The 19,653-nt window shown below is 62.7% G+C and carries 14 protein-coding genes; 9 read left to right on the plus strand and 5 right to left on the minus strand.

The features are described from left to right. Nucleotides 1-206 precede the first annotated feature (206 nt). The 5 genes from NKJ90_RS26005 to NKJ90_RS26025 all read left to right on the plus strand — a co-directional run bounded on the left by NKJ90_RS26005 (nt 207) and on the right by NKJ90_RS26025 (nt 7,170). Nucleotides 207-461 carry a hypothetical protein gene (locus NKJ90_RS26005; RefSeq protein ID WP_023759032.1) on the plus strand — a complete coding sequence of 85 codons (255 nt, stop codon included), beginning with the start codon at nt 207-209 and terminating at the stop codon, nt 459-461. Further along, nucleotides 455-3,631 carry an efflux RND transporter permease subunit gene (locus NKJ90_RS26010; protein WP_023759031.1) on the plus strand — a complete coding sequence of 1,059 codons (3,177 nt, stop codon included), beginning with the start codon at nt 455-457 and terminating at the stop codon, nt 3,629-3,631. Before NKJ90_RS26005 ends, NKJ90_RS26010 begins: the two co-directional genes overlap by 7 nt. A gap of 15 nt (nt 3,632-3,646) precedes the next feature. Then, nucleotides 3,647-4,798, plus strand: a complete 1,152-nt coding sequence (locus NKJ90_RS26015; protein WP_023759030.1) for an efflux RND transporter periplasmic adaptor subunit — start codon at nt 3,647-3,649, stop codon at nt 4,796-4,798. A 336-nt stretch (nt 4,799-5,134) separates the two neighbouring features. Next, the gene (locus NKJ90_RS26020; protein WP_023759029.1) at nt 5,135-6,241 is read left to right on the plus strand and encodes a mandelate racemase/muconate lactonizing enzyme family protein; all 1,107 of its coding nucleotides are present in this window, start codon (nt 5,135-5,137) and stop codon (nt 6,239-6,241) included. A 164-nt stretch (nt 6,242-6,405) separates the two neighbouring features. After that, a complete protein-coding gene (locus NKJ90_RS26025; protein ID WP_023759028.1) occupies nt 6,406-7,170 on the plus strand; it encodes an SDR family oxidoreductase in 765 nt (254 codons plus the stop codon). Nucleotides 7,171-7,258: 88 nt separating this feature from the next. Here the strand turns inward: NKJ90_RS26025 and NKJ90_RS26030 are convergent, their stop codons facing one another. After that, nucleotides 7,259-7,681: a hypothetical protein gene (locus NKJ90_RS26030; protein WP_156938533.1), complete on the minus strand. Its 423-nt coding sequence runs from the start codon at nt 7,679-7,681 to the stop codon at nt 7,259-7,261. Here NKJ90_RS26030 and NKJ90_RS26035 point away from each other — a divergent pair. From NKJ90_RS26035 to NKJ90_RS26045, 3 genes are all read left to right on the plus strand, one after another. Next, on the plus strand, nt 7,680-8,654 hold the full coding sequence (locus NKJ90_RS26035) for an ABC transporter substrate-binding protein (protein WP_023759027.1): 975 nt from the start codon (nt 7,680-7,682) through the stop codon (nt 8,652-8,654). The two genes, NKJ90_RS26030 and NKJ90_RS26035, sit on opposite strands and share 2 nt — an antisense overlap. Before the next feature lie 78 nt (nt 8,655-8,732). Then, nucleotides 8,733-9,818, plus strand: coding sequence for a quaternary amine ABC transporter ATP-binding protein (locus NKJ90_RS26040; protein ID WP_023759026.1), 1,086 nt, complete (start codon nt 8,733-8,735; stop codon nt 9,816-9,818). Then, entirely contained in the window at nt 9,815-11,797 is a 1,983-nt protein-coding gene (locus tag NKJ90_RS26045) for an ABC transporter permease (RefSeq protein ID WP_023759025.1), read from the plus strand. The genes NKJ90_RS26040 and NKJ90_RS26045 overlap by 4 nt, the downstream gene beginning before the upstream one ends. A gap of 275 nt (nt 11,798-12,072) precedes the next feature. Here the strand turns inward: NKJ90_RS26045 and NKJ90_RS26050 are convergent, their stop codons facing one another. The 3 genes from NKJ90_RS26050 to NKJ90_RS26060 form a co-directional block, all read right to left on the minus strand. Further along, complete coding sequence (locus NKJ90_RS26050; RefSeq protein ID WP_023759024.1) at nt 12,073-14,541, minus strand: adenylate/guanylate cyclase domain-containing protein; 2,469 nt, start codon at nt 14,539-14,541, stop codon at nt 12,073-12,075. 81 nt (nt 14,542-14,622) lie between these two features. Then, nucleotides 14,623-15,717, minus strand: a complete 1,095-nt coding sequence (locus tag NKJ90_RS26055) for a branched-chain amino acid ABC transporter substrate-binding protein (protein WP_023759023.1) — start codon at nt 15,715-15,717, stop codon at nt 14,623-14,625. Between the two features lie 419 nt (nt 15,718-16,136). After that, nucleotides 16,137-17,495, minus strand: coding sequence for a trimethylamine monooxygenase (locus NKJ90_RS26060; RefSeq protein ID WP_023759022.1), 1,359 nt, complete (start codon nt 17,493-17,495; stop codon nt 16,137-16,139). 338 nt (nt 17,496-17,833) lie between these two features. Here NKJ90_RS26060 and NKJ90_RS26065 point away from each other — a divergent pair, with 338 nt between their 5' ends. Further along, nucleotides 17,834-18,550 carry a helix-turn-helix domain-containing protein gene (locus tag NKJ90_RS26065; protein WP_023759021.1) on the plus strand — a complete coding sequence of 239 codons (717 nt, stop codon included), beginning with the start codon at nt 17,834-17,836 and terminating at the stop codon, nt 18,548-18,550. A 54-nt stretch (nt 18,551-18,604) separates the two neighbouring features. Here the strand turns inward: NKJ90_RS26065 and NKJ90_RS26070 are convergent, their stop codons facing one another. Then, nucleotides 18,605-19,645 carry a heme-dependent oxidative N-demethylase family protein gene (locus NKJ90_RS26070; protein WP_023759020.1) on the minus strand — a complete coding sequence of 347 codons (1,041 nt, stop codon included), beginning with the start codon at nt 19,643-19,645 and terminating at the stop codon, nt 18,605-18,607. Between the last annotated feature and the right edge of the window lie 8 nt (nt 19,646-19,653).

Raw genomic sequence — 19,653 nt, forward strand, 5'->3', positions numbered from 1 at the left:
CTTGACTAGGGTGTTACCGGTCTGTAACTTCCAGAATGTTACTTACTGGTAACACCTCTATCGTCCGTCGTCAATAACAAGGCCGTGAACTGGCCCTGCCAGGCGAAGGCGGATGAAAAACTGCCAATCATGCGGCCTCGGCCGGTGAAGAGATGAAAAACGGTTCGCGAGCATGGGCTGCGAACCGACAGACAAGGAGCCGGCCAATGCCACAGCGCCGCGATCTTACCATAGAGGAAGCCGTCCGGGATCCGATGATCCGGCTGGTCATGAAAGCCGATGGCGTTGATCCGCGCGCCTTCGAAAACATGCTGCGCTCACTCGCCGATGCGCAGCAGCGCGAGGTGCCGTTATTCCGTTCGCAGGATGAGTTCGGTGTCGGGCGCGCTCAAAGGTTGTCCAGGGTTGCCAGTGCCTTCGGCAGGGCAACGGCGGCCGGGGAGGCGTGTGTGTCGTGGTAAACTTTTTCATCCATCGTCCGATCTTCGCCTCGGCGATCGCCATCATAATGGTGCTCGCCGGGACGATTTGTTATTTCCTGCTGCCCGTCTCCCAGTTCCCCGACATCACACCGCCGCAGGTCGTGGTCAGCGCCCATTATCCAGGCGCCAGCGCGCAAGTGGTGGCAGACACGGTGACGACGCCGCTCGAGCAGCAGATCAACGGCGTGCAAGGCATGACCTATATGTCGTCGACGAGCTCCAATGACGGCTCCTCGACCATCACCATCACCTTCGATGTCGGCTATTCGCTGAGCACCGCCGCGGTCGACGTCCAGAACCGCGTCTCGCAGGCGGCCTCGTCGCTGCCGGCGATCGTCAACCAGGGCGGCGTGACGATCAAGAAGCAGAACCCGAACTTCGTCCTCATCGTCAACCTGACCTCGCCGGACAGTTCCGTCGATCCGGTGGCGCTGAGTAACCTTGCCTATCTGCAGGTGGTCGATCCGCTGAAGCGGTTGCCCGGCGTCGGCGACGTGCAGATCTTCGGCGAGCGCCGCTATTCGATGCGCGTCTGGCTCGATCCCGACAAGCTTGCCAATCTCGGCATCACCGCGGTCGACGTGCAAAACGCCATCGCCGAACAGAATGTCCAGGTGGCGGCCGGCAAGATCGGCCAGTCCCCGGCCCCGGCTGGCACCGCTTTCGAGATGCAGGTCAATGCCGTCGGTCGCCTGAGCGATCCCAAGGAATTTGGGGACATCGTCGTGCGCGCCAATACCGGCACCGGCTCGCTGGTTCGGCTGCGCGACGTCGCCCGCATCGAACTCGGAGCGCTGCAATATTCGTCGTCCGCCTTCTTCGGCAAGGATCCGACCGTCGTGCTCGCCGTCTACCAGATGCCGGGTTCCAACGCGCTCGATCTGCAGCAGCGCGTCAAGGACAAGATGCAGGAGCTGTCCGGCCGTTTCCCGAAGGGCGTCTCCTATGCGATGCACTACGACACGACCCGCTTCGTCTCGGCATCGATGCATGACGTGCTGATCACGCTCGGCGAAGCGCTGGTGCTGGTCGTCGCCGTGGTGTTCATCTTCCTGCAAAGCTGGCGCACGACGATCATCCCGACCATCGCCATACCGGTTTCGCTGGTGGCGACGCTGGTCGTCATGGAGATGCTCGGCTTCTCGCTCAACATGCTCTCCCTGCTCGGCATGGTGCTGGCGATCGGCCTCGTCGTCGACGATGCCATCGTCGTGGTCGAGAATGTCGAACGACAGCTGGAGGCCGGGCTCAAACCGCTGGCGGCCACCAAGGCCGCGATGGCCGAAGTCACCGGTCCTATCATCGCCACGACGGCGGTGCTGATGGCCGTGTTCGTCCCGGTTGCCTTCATTCCGGGTGTCTCCGGCAGGCTTTACAATCAGTTCGCGCTGACGGTCGCGATTTCCGTCGGCATCTCCGCCTTCAACTCGCTGACGCTCAGTCCCGCGCTCAGCGCGGCCTTCCTGCGGCATCGCGGCGAGACGCAGTTCGCCCCGTTCCGCTGGTTCAACACAGGCTTCGACAGGCTGTCGCATGCTTATGCGCACGGCGTGCGCATTCTCATCCGCCTGCGCTGGATCATGCTCGGCTTGTTCGCGGCCGGACTGGTCGCCACCTACTTCGTCTGGCAACGCCTGCCCTCGACCTTCCTTCCGGTCGAGGACCAGGGCTATTTCTTCGTCGTCATCCAGTTGCCCGACGGCGCTTCGCTGGAACGCACCGACGCAGTGGCCAAGAAGGCGCGCGACATCCTGCAGGCAACGCCCGGCGTCGAAATCGTCGGCTCGATCAGCGGCCTGAACTTCCTGACCAGTGCCGCGCAGTCGAATTCGGCGGTCGAGTTCGCCATCCTGAAGCCATGGGAGGAACGCGGTCCCGACCAGAGCGCCTCCAAGCTCGTCGCCGACGTGCGCGGCAAGCTGATGCAGATTCCGGAAGCCTTTGCGCTGAGCTTCGATCCGCCGTCGATCCCCGGCATAGGCACGACGGGCGGCTTCGAATTCGTCGTCGAGGACCTCACCGGTCGCGGCAGTTCAGCTCTCAACGACGCCACGCAAGCCGTGATCGCCGAGGCGCGCAAGCAGCCGGAGATCAATCCGCAGCAGCTGTTCTCGCCGTTCTCGACCTCGACGCCGCAGTTCAACTACGACCTCGACCGCAGCAAGGCGAAACTGCTCGGCCTCAACCTGCCGGATGTGTTCAGCACGCTGCAGATCTATCTCGGCTCGCTTTACGTGAACGATTTCAACCTGTTCGGCCGAACCTTCCGGGTGACCATCCAGGCCGACAAGGATGCACGTGCGGGTGCTGCCGACATTTCGCGGCTCTACGTGCGCAATGCCTCCGGCGGCATGGTGCCGCTCAGCACGCTGGGCAAGCTCGTGCCGTTCGTCGGCCCGGAAACCGTGCCGCACTACAACAACAACGCCTCGGCCTCGATCAATGGCGGCGCCGCACCCGGCTTCTCCTCGGGCCAGGCGGTCGCCGCGATGGAACGGGCCGCTGCCACCGCGCTGCCCAGGGATTTCGGTTTCGAATGGACCGGCATCACCTTCCAGGAGCTCAAGGCAGGATCGATCGCGTCCGTCGTCTTCGGCCTCGCCATCGTCTTCGTCTTCCTGATCCTGGCGGCGCAGTATGAGAGTTGGGCGATGCCGTTCATGGTGCTGCTGGCGGTGCCGCTCGCTCTGTTCGGCGCGTTCGTGGCGCTGTGGATGCGCGGCATGCAGATCGACGTCTACTCGCAGATCGGCTTCGTCATGCTGATCGGGCTGGCGGCGAAGAACGCGATCCTGATCGTCGAGTTCGCCCGGCGACGGCGCGAGGAAGGCTTGAGCATTGTGGAGGCGGCGATGGAAGCCGCCCGGCTCAGGCTGCGGCCGATCCTGATGACGGCCTTCGCCTTCATCCTCGGCGTGCTACCGCTGATGTTTGCGACCGGTGCCGGTGCAGCAAGCCGTCAGTCGATCGGCACCACCGTGTTCGGCGGCATGGTCGCCGCGACCATTCTGTCGCTGGTGTTCGTGCCGGTTTTCTACGCGGTCATCGAACAGCTGCGCGAGCGCCGCGGCAATGACGAGCCCGCTACTCAAGACAATGAGCCAACGACTGAGCACGCCTTCCCGCCCCTGGCGGAAGCGGCCGAATAAGATTGGAGACTGATCATGCGTAAATGGAAAATCGCTTTGGGAACGGCTGTCGCGCTGGGTGCGATCTCGGTGGCCAGCGTCCACCTGCTCGACATGGGCAATCTCAGCCTCAATGCCGGCACGGCCGGTGCCGCGCCCGCCCCGGCGGCGTTCGTCATGCCGGTGCCGGTGGTCAGCGTCGTCAGGAAGACGATCCCGATCTACCTCGACTACGCCGCGCGGACGGAACCGATCCGCAGCATAACGTTGCAAGCCAGGATTCCAGGCTATCTGCAGGAACAGAACGCTGCTGACGGCGTTGACGTCCGGCAAGGCGATCTTCTCTACAAGATCTCGCCTGACGACTTCCAGGCCGCTCTTGACCAGGCGAAGGCGCAGGTGCAGCGCGACATGGCGACGCTCGACTATGCCCGCTCCAATCTTGGTCGCGGCACCGAGCTTGCCAAGAGCGGGTACCTCGCCAAGGACGGCTTCGACCAGCGCACCAGCACCTTGCGCGAAGCGCAAGCGTCTTTGGCGCTCAACCAGGCGGCGGTCCGCACGGCCGAGCTCAATCTGAGCTATTCCGAAATCCGTGCGCCGTTCGGTGGGCGCCTCGGCCGCAACCAGGCCTCTGTCGGAACGCTGGTCAGCGTCGCCGGCACGGTGCTCAACACGCTGGTGCAGCTCGATCCGATCTACGTCACCTTCAATCCGAGCGAGACGGATCTGGCCGAGATCGAGCAGGCTCGCGCCAACGGCCCGATCGAGGTCGAGGTCCTGCTTCCCGGCCAGACCGAGGCGAGCCAGAAGGGCGAACTGACCTTCATCGACAATTCGGTCGACCGTTCGACCGGCACCATCACTGCGCGAGCGACGATCGGCAACGGCAAGTTCACCCTGTTGCCGGGGCAATATGTTCGTGTCCGGCTGCATGTGAAGCAGCAGCCCGATGCGCTCATGGTACCGCAGACGGCGCTGGGCTCGAGCCAGCTCGGCAAATATCTCTATGTCGTCGGCAAGGGCAACACGGTCGACCAGCGGCTGGTTTCGCTCGGCCCGACGAGCGGCGATCAGGTCGCCATCTTAAGCGGCGTCGCCGAGGGCGATCAGGTCATCACGGGCAATCTGCAGAAGATCGGACCCGGAATGCCTGTATCTCCAACGCCGGAAAAGCCGGCCACCTGAACTCCCCCGTCAGGACCGGCTTCAGCGCGGCGCCCCGACCTTCCCACAGGTCGCGGGCGCCGCTTTCGTGAGCAGTCCCCCAGTCAGGGGTGGCCGAGGCGCACCGACACGGGTGACAGCGCGATCGGCCCGGCGCCGTGACGCGGTGACCAACGGCGGGGCCCGGTCTCGCCGAGATGATCGCCAGGCTGGCGCCTTCGAAGAAGTCATAATGGCTCTTGTTCGATTGTCGACAACCTGATTGGCTTGCTGTCTCTCCTACGCGCGCGGTCTCGAACAGCGCCCTTCGAAAGGCGTTTGACCCGTCCCCACCATCGCAGCCAACGGAAAAGACACGTGCAGATCCAAACCATCAAAGCCTACCATGTCGTGCAGCCTTTCGTGGACGGGCCCTACCGCATGTCGAAGGGGCGCGTTGCCGATGCCTTCGACGCGGTGATCGTGTCCATTACCTCGGATAGCGGCCTCACCGGCTGGGGCGAAATGGCGCCGCTCGGCAATTTCTATTCGCCTGCCTTCGCGGCCGGCGTCCGCGCCGGCGTGGTGGAGATCGCCCCGCATCTGATCGGCCACGATCCACGCGGGCTTGCCAGCGTCGGGCGGCTGATGGACACGGTGTTCAAGGGTCATCCCTACATCAAGTCGGCGCTGGACATGGCGTGCTGGGATCTCGCGGCGCGCGCCGCCGACGTGCCGCTGGTGACGCTGCTCGGCGGCCAGGAGAGCGAGACGGCCGAACTCTACAAGGTCGTCACGCATGGCAGGGTCGAGGCCATGGCCACGCTGGCCAAGCGCATCGTCAAGGACGGCTTCCACCGGCTGCAGGTCAAGGTCGGCGGCAATGTCCACGACGACATCGAGCGCGTCACAGCGGTCGCCGCCTCGGTGCCGAAAGGCACGGTTATCTTCTGCGACGCCAATGCCGGCTGGACGCCCTACCAGGCGCGCCAGTTTGCCGACGCCACACGGGCCATCGACTATACATTCGAGCAGCCCTGCACGACGATCGACGAATGCATGTCGGTGCGCCGCTCGCTCGACAAGCCGATGGTGCTCGACGAGTCCGTCGCCTCGCTGGACGACATGCTCGACATCCACCGCAAGGGTGCTGCCGACGGGCTGACGCTGAAGATTTCGCGGCTCGGCGGCGTGAGCAGGACACGGCAGATCCGCGACCTTGCCGTCGACCTCGGCTTCATGATCACCGTCGAGGATACTGGCGGCGCCGAGATCGACACCGCTGCCATGGCGCATCTGTCGCTGTCGACGCCTGAAGAGCGCCGGCTGCACGCCATCGCTTTCCATGAATGGGTGACGGTGCGCACGGCGTCGAACATGCCGCCGGTCGCCGGCAGCCGCATGGGCATCCCGGACGGACCGGGCCTTGGCATCGACGTCGTTCCCGACCTGCTCGGGAAGCCTTTCTTCGAGGTCGGGCGCTGAGATGAAAATCCGCGGCATCAAAGCCGCGCCGATCAATTTGCGCCTTATGCCTGGGCGCTCGGCGAGCTCGACGGGTTTTCGCCGACCATTGTCGAGGTCGAGGATGGGCGCTTGATCGGGACGTAGCGCAGCGCGTACCTTCCCGAAAGCAGGGAGGGCTATCGATGGATCTTTTCAAACTTGACGGCGATGTCGCGCTGGTCACGGGCGCCGGCAGCGGCATCGGCCAGGCGATCGCGATCGGGCTGGCCGAGGCGGGTGCCGACGTCGCCTGTTTCGGCCATGCGTCGAAAGGTGGACTGGACGAAACCGCGCACCGGATCACCGCACTCGGCCGCAAGGCGCTTGTGCTCACCGGCACGGTGACGTCTGAGAGCGATCTCGCGGCGGCGATCGATCGCGTCGAGGCCGAACTCGGTGCGCTGACCGTCGCCGTCAACAATGCCGGCATTGCCGGCTCCGAGCCCGCCGAGACGCTGTCGCTGGAGACATGGCAGAAGGTGCACGAGGTGAATGTCGCCGGCGTGTTCCTTTCCTGCCAAGCCGAAGCCCGCAAGATGCTGGCGCGACGCAAGGGCTCGATCATCAACATCGCCTCGATGTCCGGCACCATCGTCAACCGGGGCCTGACGCAGGCGCACTACAATTCCTCGAAAGCCGCCGTCATCCACATGTCCAGGAGTCTCGCCATGGAGTGGGCCGACCGCGGACTGCGCGTCAATGTCGTCAGCCCCGGCTACACGCTGACGCCGATGAACAAGCGGCCGGAGGTGGCGGAAGAGGTCAAGATCTTCAAGCGCGACACACCGATGGGGCGCATGGCGGCGCCGGAGGAAATGGTCGGGCCGACAGTGTTCCTGGCCAGCCGCGCCTCAAGCTTCGTGACCGGCCTCGACTTGATTGTCGATGGCGGCTACGTCTGCTGGTAGGCTTCGACTTCGCCTGCAGTCTGAATTTATGCGTTTCGCGAAGCGTTAGTCGTTGCGCGACATGAACCTTGGTATATATAATTTCATCCTATGAAACGACCTTGGCGAGACGGGGCTTGCCGGGTCGATAGCCGAGAGCAATTGCAGCAAAAGTGCGAAGCGGTTTTGCGGCCGGAATTGCGTAAAAAACAAACGGATAGAGCATGGAGGCGATCGTGTTTCGCCGGAAATGCTCTGGATCATGGGAACACCTTGCAGGGCGCCGCAGGACTGGCAATTGATCCGCAGATGATCGCTCCCGCAGCGATCCGTCGGCAGCTATGACGCTGAGACTCCCAGCATTTTCCACCATCACCAGAATTGAGCACCATCTTGCCTGCGTTGGCCAGGACAGGGCAACAATTTGGCGCCGACGGCCTTGCGCAACGAACCGCCTTTCCAACACAATCAAGAAAAGCCGCAAGAAGGGAACGACCGATAAAACTGTCACAGCTTGAAGGAGAACAAGCATGTCATTTCGCAGTCACATCTCGAAACTCTCGATGGGCGCCGTCGCGCTCGCGACCTTAGGCCTGCTGACGCCGTCCGCCCAAGCCGCCGCACCGGAATCCAACGATCCGATCAAGATCGCGCTGTTCGACTGGACCAGCGTCAATCTGAACGCCAAGATCCTCGGCGGCATCCTGGAAAAGCTCGGCTATACCGTCGAATATCCGACCGCCGACTACCTCTCCAGCCTGACCACCGGTCTCACCAATGGCGATCTCGATGTCGGCCTGGAATTCTGGGACACGACCGCAGGCGAGGCCATGAAGGCCTCCGACGCGACCGGACAGACCGAACGGCTAGGCAAGCTCGGACCAAAGGCCAAGGAAGAGTGGTGGTTTCCCGAATACATGAAGGAGAAGTGCCCCGGCCTGCCCAATTGGGAAGCGCTGAAAGACCCGAAATGCGCCGAGGCCTTCTCGACGGCGGAAACCACACCGAAAGGGCGTTATCTCGGCGGGCCGGTGACATGGGAAGGCTTTGATGACGAGCGCGTCGAGGCACTGAAGCTGCCCTTCACCGTCATCCATGCCGGCACCGACGCGGCGATGTTCGCGGAACTCGATTCCGCCTACCAGCGCAAGGCGCCGATCATGCTGTGGATCTATTCGCCGCACTGGGCGCCGGCCAAGTACAAGGGCGAGTGGATTGAATTCCCCGAATACACGCCCGAGTGCTACAACGACCCGAAATGGGGCGTGAACCCCGACGCCAAGTATGATTGCGGCAAGCCGCATGGCGAGATCTGGAAATACTCCTGGGCCGGCATGAAGGACAAATGGCCGGTCGCCTACAAGGTGACGAAGGCCTACACGGTCGACACCGACGAACTCAACAAGATGAGCGGCGAGATCGATCTCGGCGGCAAGACGCCGGAAGATGTCGCCGCAGCCTGGATCGCCGCCCACGAGGCCGACTGGAAAGCCTGGGCGCAGTGATCGTTCCAACTGGAACAATGAGACCCGGCTGCTTGATCGGCCGGGTCTCAATTATTGATGTTCCAGAAGGACGTTTGAATGACGGACAAGATTGAACAGGAGCCAAACGTGGCGGGCACGCCAAAGGATGCCCGCCCGATAAAACTTGCCTGCCGCAATGTCTGGAAGCTGTTCGGATCGAATGCGGCCAACTTCATCCGAGAACGCGACGGCAAGGCCAGCATGGCTGAAGTCGCTGCTGCCGGACTTGTCGGCGCGGTGCGCGCCGTCGATCTTGAAATCCGCCAGGGTGAGATCTTCATCATTATGGGTCTGTCGGGCTCCGGCAAATCGACGCTGGTGCGCTGCATGTCGAGGCTGGTCGAGCCGACCCACGGCAAGGTCGAATTCGAGGGCAAGGACCTCCTGAAAATCTCGGATGCAGCACTGATCGAATTGCGGCGGCATCGCATGGGGATGGTGTTCCAGAATTTTGCGCTTCTGCCGCATCTCAACGTGCTGGAGAACATCGCCTTTCCGCTCAGCATCCAGGGACAGGACCGGCCGACGCGCGAGGCACGGTCCCGCGAGGTTATCGAACTCGTCGGCTTAAGCGGTCGGGAGCATTTCTATCCGCGCGAGCTTTCCGGCGGCCAGCAGCAACGTGTCGGCATCGCCCGCAGCCTGGCGACCAAACCGGAAATCTGGTTTCTCGACGAACCGTTCTCCGCGCTCGATCCGCTGATCCGCCGCGAGATGCAGGATGAGCTGATGCGGCTGCAGACCATGCTGCACAAGACCATCGTCTTCATCACCCATGATTTCGACGAGGCGATCCGGCTGGCCGACCGCATCGCCATCATGAAGGACGGCGAGGTCATCCAGATCGGCACGCCGGAGGAGTTGGTGGTCAATCCGGCGACCGACTATGTCGCCGAATTCACCCGCGACGTTGACCGCGCCAAGGTGATTTCGGCTCGCAGCCTGATGCGCGCCTGCGACGGCTCGGAGCATGGCGGCACGGTTTCGCCCGATGCCAAGATCGCCAGCTTCTCGGCCGGTATCGTTGCCGCCGACAAGCCGTTCGCGGTGGTCAACGGCACCGGCAAGCCGATCGGCGAGGTGACGCCGCAAGCGGTGATCGATCTGCTGGCCGGTATCGATCGCTCGAGGGCCGGCGCATGACGGTGACGGCAAGTGCCAGTGAAGCAAGGGCGCGACCGCTTCAGATCTGGCTGCTGATCTGGGCGTTCGCGCTTGCCGCCGTGCTTGTCGTTTTCCTGCTGCAGGACCGCCTGCCCTGGGCCGTCAACTATCCGGCAAGCGCCGTCGTGCCGGTCGCCGACTGGGTCAGCGCGCTGATGCGCTGGATCAAGTCGAACCTGTCGTGGCTGACCCGCTCGATCACCGCTGTGCTCGGCGTGCCGCTCGATTTCGCGCTCAACCTGCTGGCCAAGAATTTCAAGATCGGTCATGGCATTGATGCCTATGTCCTGCCGCGCCTGTCCTGGGTCGGCGTCTGCGCTGCCGCCTTCCTCGCCGGACATGCCGTTGGCGGCCGGAAACTCAGCCTGCTGGTTGGCGGCTGCTTCCTCTATATCGCGCTGTTCGGCCAATGGACCAGTGCCATGCTGACGCTGGCGCTGATCTCGATCGCGGTGCCGTTCTGCATCGTCACCGGCCTGTTCGCCGGCATATGGGCATGGCGCAAGCCTTGGGCCGAAAGGCTCATCGTCTCCCCTGCCCTTGACCTGATGCAGACGATCCCGACCTTTGCCTACCTCATCCCGATGCTGCTGCTGTTCGGCAACAGCCCGGTCTCGGCGATGATCGCGACCGCCATTTTCGCCACGCCGCCGATGGTGCGGGCGACGATGCTGGGGCTGTCGCGGGTGCCCTCCGAGATCGACGATTTCAGCGAAATGGCCGGCTGCACGGCCCGCCAGAAATTGTGGCGGGTGCTGCTGCCTTCGGCGCGGCCGACACTGATGGTCGGCGTCAACCAGGTGATCATGCTGGCGCTGAATATGGTCATCATCGCCTCGATGATCGGTGCCGGTGGCCTCGGCTACGACGTGCTCCTGGCACTGCGCGCGCTGAAGGTCGGCGAAGCGATGGAAGCCGGTCTCGCCATCGTGGCGCTCGCCATCGCGCTCGACCGACTGAGCCAGGCCATCGCGCACAAGCAGGCCAAGGGTCATGTCCATAAGGCGATCGGCGCGAGCCTCTGGCGACGCTACCCCAATCTGACGCTGGCCATCGCCATCCTTGCCGTGACAACGCTGCTCGGCCTGTTCGTGCCGGCCTTCGCGGCGGTGCCGAAGGCGATCACCTTCACCACCGCGCCGCTGTGGAAGGCGGCGGTGAACTGGGTCACGATCAATTTCTTCGATGCGATCGAGGCGTTTCGCGTGGCGCTGATCCTCAATTTGCTGAATCCGCTGCGCGCCTTTTGCGAAGGCTTTCCCTGGCTGGGTGCCGTCTTCCTGCTCGGCCTCGCCGGCTATCAGCTTAGCGGTTTCCGCCTGGCCGTATTGGTTGCCGCTCTGACCGCCTTCTGTGCCATCACAGGCCTGTGGGAAAAAACCATGGCGACCGTCTATCTCTGCGGCATCTCGGCCTTCGTCGCTTGTCTGATCGGCATCCCGATCGGGCTGATGGCCTCGCGCAGCGACCGCTTCGAGAAGATCGTCACCCCGGTCATCGACACGCTGCAGGTGCTGCCTTCCTTCTGCTTCATAATCCCGGTGGTGATGCTGTTTCGGGTCGGTGATGTCACCGCGATGATCGCAACGATAGCCTTCGCGGTGGTGCCGGCGATCCGCTACACCAATCACGGCATCAGGCAGGTGCCGCCGGCGCTGATCGAGGCGGCCAAGGTGTCCGGCTGCACGCCGCGCCAGACCTTCTTTCGCGTGCAACTGCCGCTGGCGCTGCCGGAGATCATGCTCGGCGTCAACCAGACGATCCTGATGGCGCTGGCAATGATCATCATCTGCGCCATGGTCGGCACGCGCGATCTCGGCCAGGAAGTGTTCATCGCGTTGTCCAAGGCCGATTCCGGCCGCGGCATCGTCGCCGGCCTGGCAATAGCCTTCATCGGCATCGTCGCCGACCGGCTGTTCAGCGCCTGGACGGCGAAGGCACGGGCGAGGCTGGGGTAGGATTCGTCAGCGAACGAACACAGAGCTTCATTTCCGGTCGTGGCCGAATGACCCGGTAAGGTCGGAATCCGATCCAATGCGACATTCGCCGTACTAGGCGTCTGCCTCGCGCCATATCCGGACCTTGCCGGCGATGCCGTGAATGTTAAGTCTCGGCTCCGATGCGGACGTTCCGCCCGAGTTCGAAGACTGAGAGCGACCGTTCTGCCAATGAGTGGCGTCTCACATCCCACTCCTTGCGTCCATTGGGAGGGGTCGTTGTGGACCAAGCCCTACTACCCGGGCTTGTGACAAAGCCGATCCAGCGCGTCTCGAAGTGCAGTGGCGGCATCGCCACGCTCGTCAGGGGACATCAGCTCCGGTTCAAGTTCCAGCCTGAAGTGCGGCAGCTCGGTTCGAACAGCACAACGAGCGGCCGCCAGATTGGCCTTCAGATCGATGACGCGGTAGGTGGCGACGGGATAGGCGATCCCCTTGACCTGGACGTGCCCCAGCTCCTCACAGTCGATTGAGTCCTTCACTTGCGCAAACGTCTCGTAGGAAATGAGGATGGCCCCCGGCGGCGCCTCCTGCTCCAGGCGCGAGGCGAGATTCACGGCGCCGCCGATTATCGTGTAGTCCATCCGGTCCTCGCTGCCGAAGTTACCGACGGTGCAGTAGTCGGTATGGATGCCGATGCGACAGCGCAGCGGTGTTTCGATCCCCATGTCCCGCCAGACTTCGGCAAGCTCGATAATCCGCTTTTGCATTGCAAGTGCCATCTGCGCGCAAGCCAGCGCGTCCTCCTTGACGCCGCGAGTCTCGGGATCGCCGAAAAACATCAGGATCGCGTCGCCGACATATTTGTCGATTGTCGCGCCGTGATCCGAAGCAATTTTCGACATTTCCGTCAGATAGTGATTGAGGAGTTGGGTGAGATCCTCGGATTCCATTTTGTCAGTGGTCTCGGTAAAGCCGGCGATATCGGAGAAGCATATTGTCAGTTTCTTCCGCTGGCTGGCGATCCTGACCTCCTGGCGGCCGGTGAATATCGAGCGATACACTTGGGGCGCCAGATACTTCGCCAGCTTGCTGGAAAGCGCCTCCAGAACCACGGATTTCTCGGCGAGGTTCTCCTCCCTTTGCTTCAGCTCAGTGATGTCCGAATAGACGGCGACCGTGCCGCCGGCGCTGATCCGCCGCTCGCTGATCATGACCCATCGCCCATCGCCTCGCCGCTGCACCCAAGGTTCGCCAGGGTTGCGGTGCCGCGAGAGGCGCTCGGCGACCCACTCCTCGACCCGCCCCTCGGCGTCCCTGATGTAGCCGCGCTCAGCGGATCGGCGAATGATTTGCTCGAATGTCGTGCCGGGCGTCAGTTCGGTCTCCAGACCGGTGTAGAGCAATTCGCGGTAGCGGCTGTTGCTGAGGACGAGCCGGTCCTCCCAGTCGTACAGGGCGAATCCTTCGGAGATGCTTTCGATGGCATCGATGAGCCGCTGACGAGCTTCCGCAACGTCGCGCAGATTCTTTTCCTCGATCTCGACAGCAGTATCCCGGAAGAGTCTCAGCGCTTCGGCCATGCGCCCGATTTCGTCGCTGCCAGCTGCGGGCAGCGGCGCACGAAGGTTGCCCCCCGCAATCGCGAGCATGCCCTGGCTCACGGCCCCCAGTCGGGCAAGGAGGCTGCGGTCGACATAGAGCCAGACAACCAGAACCGAACTCAGGAGGCTGAGGAAGGCGGAGCCGAGCACAACCGCGGTGCCGTAGCGCTGGACGAGCGCGGCTTCGCGACCGGACGCAGCGATCTCCTGGTCTGCCGTGGCGACCAGGCGATCGACGCCAGCGGTGAGATTGCGCGACAGTCGATTGTTCTCGGCCAGAAGCCTTTCGCCCTGTGCCAGGACACCAAACTCGTCCTCCCGCGCCTTGGGGATGCTGTCCTCGCCGTCGGTCAAACCCTTGAATTCGTCGACACGCTGCCGGAAGCGGATCCGCAGCTTTTCGTCGATCTCCGTGGCAACCTTTTCAAGAGCAGTGAGCGAACGGCGTAGCGGAAAAAGGATCAACGCCAGGTCGCCCGGCGTCGGCGCGTTCGCGACCTTCACCAGCGCGTCGTTGACCGCCGAGATCTCCAGCTGCGCCTTCTGCTGGGGGATGTAGGCCGCAATCGCCTGGACCAGGTCGGCCATCGCCGCTGCGCGTCGATCAGCCGACAGCGACGTGTCGGCCGCGACCGCCCGCCATTGCGGGAGCCTGGAATCCATCACTAGGATGCCGGTGGCGACAAGGCGCTGGCTGCCGGTCGTCGTCGCGGCGAGGCGGTTCAGGAGTTCCTCCTTACGGGCTACCACGTCGAGCCGGGCGACAACAAGAGAGTCGAGCTCCTTCAGGTTGCGCCTCAGAACAATCGCGGCTTCCTCGATCTCGGCCAAAGGCACTGTGCCCGACGTGGCATCCCGGAGGTCCGTGCGCAGGGCCTCGAGGCGGGACATCTCGAGCGCGACGGCAGCCGAGACCTCGCTGTGCTGAGCCCTGCTTGTCGCTGCCAGCACCGATGGCGCGGCAGCAGCGACCCGTTCGGCCTGGCGCGACAGCTGGAGGGAGGCGAGCGCCGACGGCACTCGATCCGTGGTAATTCGGTCGACGACGTCGCCAACCTGGAGGAAGGCATAAAGCGCCGCAGCGGTTGCTAGCACCGCAAGGGCGCTGATCCCGAAAAAGGCGAGCAACAGCCGGCCGCGTATGCCGAGGCGTTCAAGCATCTCGGCGAGTCGGAACAGTCCGGCCACACTGGTCTTCATCAGACTAGACGTCTCAGCCGGCGCGCCGGCGATCAGCGAATCCTATTCAACCGGCACGTACTCTCCGCCGCGCCAGACGTACCAAACCCAGCTCTGCTTCGTGAGGTCGCCCTTGTCGTCGAAATCGACCCGGCCGATGACGGTGTCGAATTCCTGTTCGTGCAGTGCCGCAATGACGGCCTTCGGCTCCAGCGAACCTGCCTTCGAGACGGCCTGGGCCCAGACCTGGACCGCGCAGTAGCTCAACAGCGTATAGCCCGCGGGTTCGAAGTTCTCCGCACGGAACTGCTCAACGACCGCGGCCGCTTCGGAGCTTCGCCTCGGGTCCGCCGGGAACGTGAAGAGGGTCCCCTCCGCCGCGGGGCCGGCGATCAGGGCAAATTCCTCGGTCGCCAAAGCATCTCCGGATATGAGCTGAAGCGTATAGCCACTGTCGTGTGCAGCGCGAGCAATCAGCGCAACCTCGGCATGATACCCACCCACATACAAGGCCGAGACGCCGGCGGTCTGCAACGCAGCGACCTCGGCCGAATAGTCGTCCTTCCCGGGAATGTATGCGTCGTAAACGGCCTCAGTCACGCCCCGCTTGTTCAGCTGCTTCCTGGTCTCGTCGGCGAGACCCTTCCCATAGGTCGAGTTGTCGTGGAGGATCGCAATCTTCTTGTTGCCCCAGCGATCGGCAAGGTAGTTGCCGGCGATGAACCCTTGCGCGTCGTCGCGGCCAATGGTGCGAAAGACATTGGCACGGCCCTGTTCGGTCAGCTGCGGATTGGTCGAGCCTGGGGATATCTCAACGACGCCCGCCTCCTCGTACACTTTTGATGCGGGGATCGAGGCCCCGGAGCAATAATGCCCGACGACGAGCACGACCCCGTCAGCCACCAGCTTCTTGGCGGCCGCCACAGCTTGCTCGGGATCGCAGAAGTCGTCGACCGAGATGAGCCTCACCTTCTGGCCGAGCACGCCGCCCGCCGTGTTGACGTCGGCCACTGCCATCTCCGCGCCGCGCTGTCCCTGCTCGCCGATCCAGGCGAGCCGTCCCGTCATCGCAGCCGAGACGCCGATCAGCACCTCCGCCCGCGCGGAGCTGAACACGGCCGCGAGAACTAAGATCGCTATGGCGATGATGCGGTGCATGTGTGCACCCCCTTAGCTGTAGCTTACGCCAATCCCGCCAGAGCCGACAGCCCCTTCGGCAAGCGCGACTGAATCCGGCTGCTATTGCAGCGCACACCTAATTTGGCGAAGCAATCATACACTGGAATGGCGTGTCGTAACTTCGTTCGCTGAGGTCGGAATCGCGCGCCAAATCCGGACGTTACCACTGACCGGAGTGAGCGTCGTGATCGGGTCAACTTGCGTCGTCCAGGCTCTCGGCGTCAAATGGCCGAGAAGGGCCGGGACTCGATCGTTCAGAATGATTGGATTTTGACCCTAAGCCGCGGACTCTATTTTCGTTTTCTTATTTGACCATGATCTTTTCCGAACGGAGGTCAGCGAAGCAAAAACCGGTATCCACTTTTCGCTGATGCGACCCTTCGGTTCGGAGGCCGGAGCTACTCAGCCGCTACCCCCTTTACCTCCAGATAGCTCTCCATCGAATCGTCCAGCGCCTGCAGCCAGGGCGTATGATGCAACGGCGCCATGGTGCCGGTCATCAGCGAGCGATAGGCGTGGTCGCGGAAGCTCATGATGTCTTCGCCTTTGTGGTGCTCCCACTCCATGAAGGTCTGGTTGACCGCCTCGACATCGAAACCGGGATAGTCGGTCTGATCCATCAATTCCTTGGTGTAGTCGCCCTGGAACCAGATCATCTGCTCGGCGTCTTCGAGCGTTTCCTCACGCGCCCGCCATTTCGCGCCGTGCGCGGCCATCGCCTCGGCCGACGGCAGCTTGATGCGGCCCATGATCACGTCTCGCGCGAACCAGGCCTGCGCGTCGAACATGTTGAAGGTGTAGAACTGGTCCTGCATGCCGATATAGGAAAGCTGCGGGTTCTTCTCCCAGACGACGCCTTCGTAGAGATCGAGCGGCCACATGCGGTTGGCGGTCTTGAGCTTCAAATCGTCGGTCAGGAACGGGAAAGAATGCAGGTAGCCGGTGCACAGGATGATAGCGTCGACATCCCTAGTAGTGCCATCCTTGAAATGCGCCGTCTTGCCGACAACCTTCTGCAGCAGCGGCACCTCTTTCCAATTCTCCGGCCATTTGAAGCCCATCGGCTTCGAGCGGTAGCTGGTGGTGATCGATTTGGCGCCGTACTTGTAACATTGCGAACCGATGTCCTCGGCTGAATAGGAACGGCCGATGATCAGGATATCCTTGCCCTTGAATTCCATCGCGTCGCGGAAATCATGGCTGTGCAAGATGCGGCCGTTGAAGGTGGAGAAACCCTCGAAATAGGGCACGTTGGGCACCGAGAAATGCCCCGAAGCGACGACGACATTGTCGAACTCTTCCGAGTAGGTGACGTCATTGGTGCGGTCATGCGCGGTGACGGTAAATTTCTTCGTCTCGTTCGAGAAGGTGACCATGCGCACCGGGCTGTTGAAGCGCACCCATTTGCGCACGCCCGACTTCTCGACACGGCCCTTGATGTAATCCCACAGCACGGCGCGCGGCGGATAGGAGCCGATCGGCCGGCCGAAATGCTCCTCGAAAGTGTAGTCGGCGAATTCCAGGCATTCCTTCGGGCCGTTGGACCATAGGTAGCGGTACATCGAGCCATGCACAGGATCGCCGTGCTCGTCGAGGCCGGTGCGCCAGGTGTAATTCCATAGGCCGCCCCAGTCCGACTGCTTTTCGAAGCAGACGATCTCGGGGATGTCGGCGCCCTTGTCGGCCGCCGACTTGAAAGCCCTGAGCTGTGCCAGGCCGGATGGACCGGCTCCGATGACGGCAACGCGACTGTTCATGGCAGGCCTCCCGATCCGATTTCGGCTTTTGTCTTGACGCAATCCCCAAGGGAAAGCGCAACCGGCTTTTCCCGGGAAAACCGCTTTACGTTTTTCATGGAATTGCTCTTACGAAACAAATTTCACTCACAGGACAATAATTGGCCCTTTCGTGCTGTCAACCGGCCGGTGCTGAAACAAGGTTGCACCGTGATGGATTTCCGAAAAAAAACTGGTGCGGCCAAACGCGGGATCACGCGCATGCGCCTTCAGGCGACTTGCCGTCGCAGTTGCGCTGCTGTATCGGCAGCTGACATGTTCACCTAGAGTGAAATAAATCCCAGGAGTGCCGGGGCGACATGGCGAAGACAGTTTCCGATTCCAAGGCTGGTTCCGCCGGTGCGAAGGCCAAGCCGCTGCCAAAGGTCTCGGCCGACGGGAAAACCATCCGCGCGCCGCTGACGCAGAACCCGCATGCCATTCGCGATACCCGTGAAAAAGTGCTGGAGGTCGCGATCGGCCGCGAGGTGCGCGCCTTCCGCAAGAAGCTCGGCATCACCGTCGCAGACCTCGCGGTCGCCACCGACATTTCGCTGGGCATGCTGTCGAAAATCGAGAACGGCATCACCTCGCCGTCGCTGACCACTTTGCAGGCACTGTCGCGGGCGCTGGGCGTTCCGGTGACCGCCTTCTTCCGCCGCTTCGAGGAAGAGCGCAGTGCCGTCTTCGTCAAGGCGGGCGAAGGCCTCGATGTCGAGCGCCGCGGTACGCGAGCCGGCCACCAGTACAATCTGCTCGGTCATATCGGTTCCAACACCAGCGGCGTCGTCGTCGAACCCTATCTGATCACGCTGACGGAGGATTCGGATGTGTTCCCGACCTTCCAGCACGAAGGCATGGAGTTCCTCTACATGCTCGAGGGCGAGGTCGTTTACCGGCACGGCAGCAACCTCTACCCGATGAAGCCCGGCGACAGCCTGTTCTTCGACGCGGATGCGCCGCACGGGCCGGAGCAGCTGACCAAACTGCCGATGCGCTATCTCTCGATCATCTGCTATCCGCAGAGCGCGGGTTAGGTTAGCCGATCTCCCCCCTCGAGGGGGAGATCGGCAGATTTGCGGGCGGCAGCTTCAGTCCGGCCCGAACCCCGGGCTCGTCGCACTCCCATCATCGAGCTTCGACAACCACTCGACGAGCGCCGGACGGTAGCGCGTCAGGCCCTTGTAATTGGCGAGTTCGTCGGGAAGATCGCGGATGACGCGGTGCAGGCGCCGTGCCCATTTCGGCTGCGTCACCAGTTCATCCATCTTGATCAGGTAGCAGCGAATTGGAAAGACGATGCCGTTCGAGCGCGGCAGGCGCCAGAAGCTCTGCAGTTCGACGCGCAGATGCACCTTGTCGCCGACATTTTCGGGCGTCACCGTCGCCCGGTCCGGACCCCATTTGTGATAGTTCTCCGGGCTCGTATCGAGGCGTGGATTGATGGTCATCGTCCAGTTCAGGCGCCGCGCCGGCTTGCCTTGCTGGATGTTGGTGAGGAATTTCAGCGCCCTGACGAAAATCCCCTTCTCATGCGCCAGCGGCACCGGCGCGTGCCATTCGAAGAAATTCATGCCGATGTCGAAATCGAGCGACCAGTCGGCCTGGGTGGTGACCATGCCGGCATCCATCCACAGATTGCCGTCGCGCTGGTCGAGGATGCAGAAATCGCCCTGGCTCTGCCGGGTGATGTACTCCATCGGCCCGTAAGGCAGCGTCGAGGTGTCGCCGAAGGTGAAGGTGTCGTCGATGCCGAGCGGCCGGTTGATCCAGCGCCAACGATCGCCGTCACGGGTCAGCGTGAAGTGCTCGGGATAGCCAAGTGCCTGCTGCTCCATCAAAAGCTCGAGCAGGTCCCAGCCGGCCAACGTCATGTGCGGCAGCGACTGGCACCGCAACGGGTCCTCGGCGAGCACCAGCGCGCGGTCCTGCATCTCGGCGACATAGTGCTCGTCGACGTCGATCAGATTTTCCAGCACGCTGCCCCTCGACCCGACGACATGCGGCTCGATGTTGACGGCATACATGTAGGCATCTTCGTGGAACGGGAACGGAAACCGCCTGATGTGCTCCGGGCTGTTCCTGAAGGTGAAGTCGTCGCGGAACGTTTCCTTGCGAAAGGTGATGCCCATGATTTTCT

Source organism: Mesorhizobium sp. M0051, assembly GCF_040323235.1.
In the GTDB taxonomy this organism is placed as follows: Bacteria; Pseudomonadota; Alphaproteobacteria; order Rhizobiales; family Rhizobiaceae; genus Mesorhizobium.

What these genes read in the sequence shown, in the direction of transcription:
- NKJ90_RS26005 (WP_023759032.1), top strand. Translation starts at nt 207, where the DNA reads ATGCCACAGCGCCGCGATCTTACCATAGAGGAAGCCGTCCGGGATCCG.
- NKJ90_RS26015 (WP_023759030.1), top strand. Translation starts at nt 3,647, where the DNA reads ATGCGTAAATGGAAAATCGCTTTGGGAACGGCTGTCGCGCTGGGTGCG.
- NKJ90_RS26025 (WP_023759028.1), top strand. Translation starts at nt 6,406, where the DNA reads ATGGATCTTTTCAAACTTGACGGCGATGTCGCGCTGGTCACGGGCGCC.
- NKJ90_RS26035 (WP_023759027.1), top strand. Translation starts at nt 7,680, where the DNA reads ATGTCATTTCGCAGTCACATCTCGAAACTCTCGATGGGCGCCGTCGCG.
- NKJ90_RS26030 (WP_156938533.1), bottom strand. Translation starts at nt 7,681, where the DNA reads ATGCTTGTTCTCCTTCAAGCTGTGACAGTTTTATCGGTCGTTCCCTTC.
- NKJ90_RS26040 (WP_023759026.1), top strand. Translation starts at nt 8,733, where the DNA reads ATGACGGACAAGATTGAACAGGAGCCAAACGTGGCGGGCACGCCAAAG.
- NKJ90_RS26045 (WP_023759025.1), top strand. Translation starts at nt 9,815, where the DNA reads ATGACGGTGACGGCAAGTGCCAGTGAAGCAAGGGCGCGACCGCTTCAG.
- NKJ90_RS26050 (WP_023759024.1), bottom strand. Translation starts at nt 14,541, where the DNA reads ATGCTTGAACGCCTCGGCATACGCGGCCGGCTGTTGCTCGCCTTTTTC.
- NKJ90_RS26055 (WP_023759023.1), bottom strand. Translation starts at nt 15,717, where the DNA reads ATGCACCGCATCATCGCCATAGCGATCTTAGTTCTCGCGGCCGTGTTC.
- NKJ90_RS26060 (WP_023759022.1), bottom strand. Translation starts at nt 17,495, where the DNA reads ATGAACAGTCGCGTTGCCGTCATCGGAGCCGGTCCATCCGGCCTGGCA.
- NKJ90_RS26065 (WP_023759021.1), top strand. Translation starts at nt 17,834, where the DNA reads ATGGCGAAGACAGTTTCCGATTCCAAGGCTGGTTCCGCCGGTGCGAAG.
- NKJ90_RS26070 (WP_023759020.1), bottom strand. Translation starts at nt 19,645, where the DNA reads ATGGGCATCACCTTTCGCAAGGAAACGTTCCGCGACGACTTCACCTTC.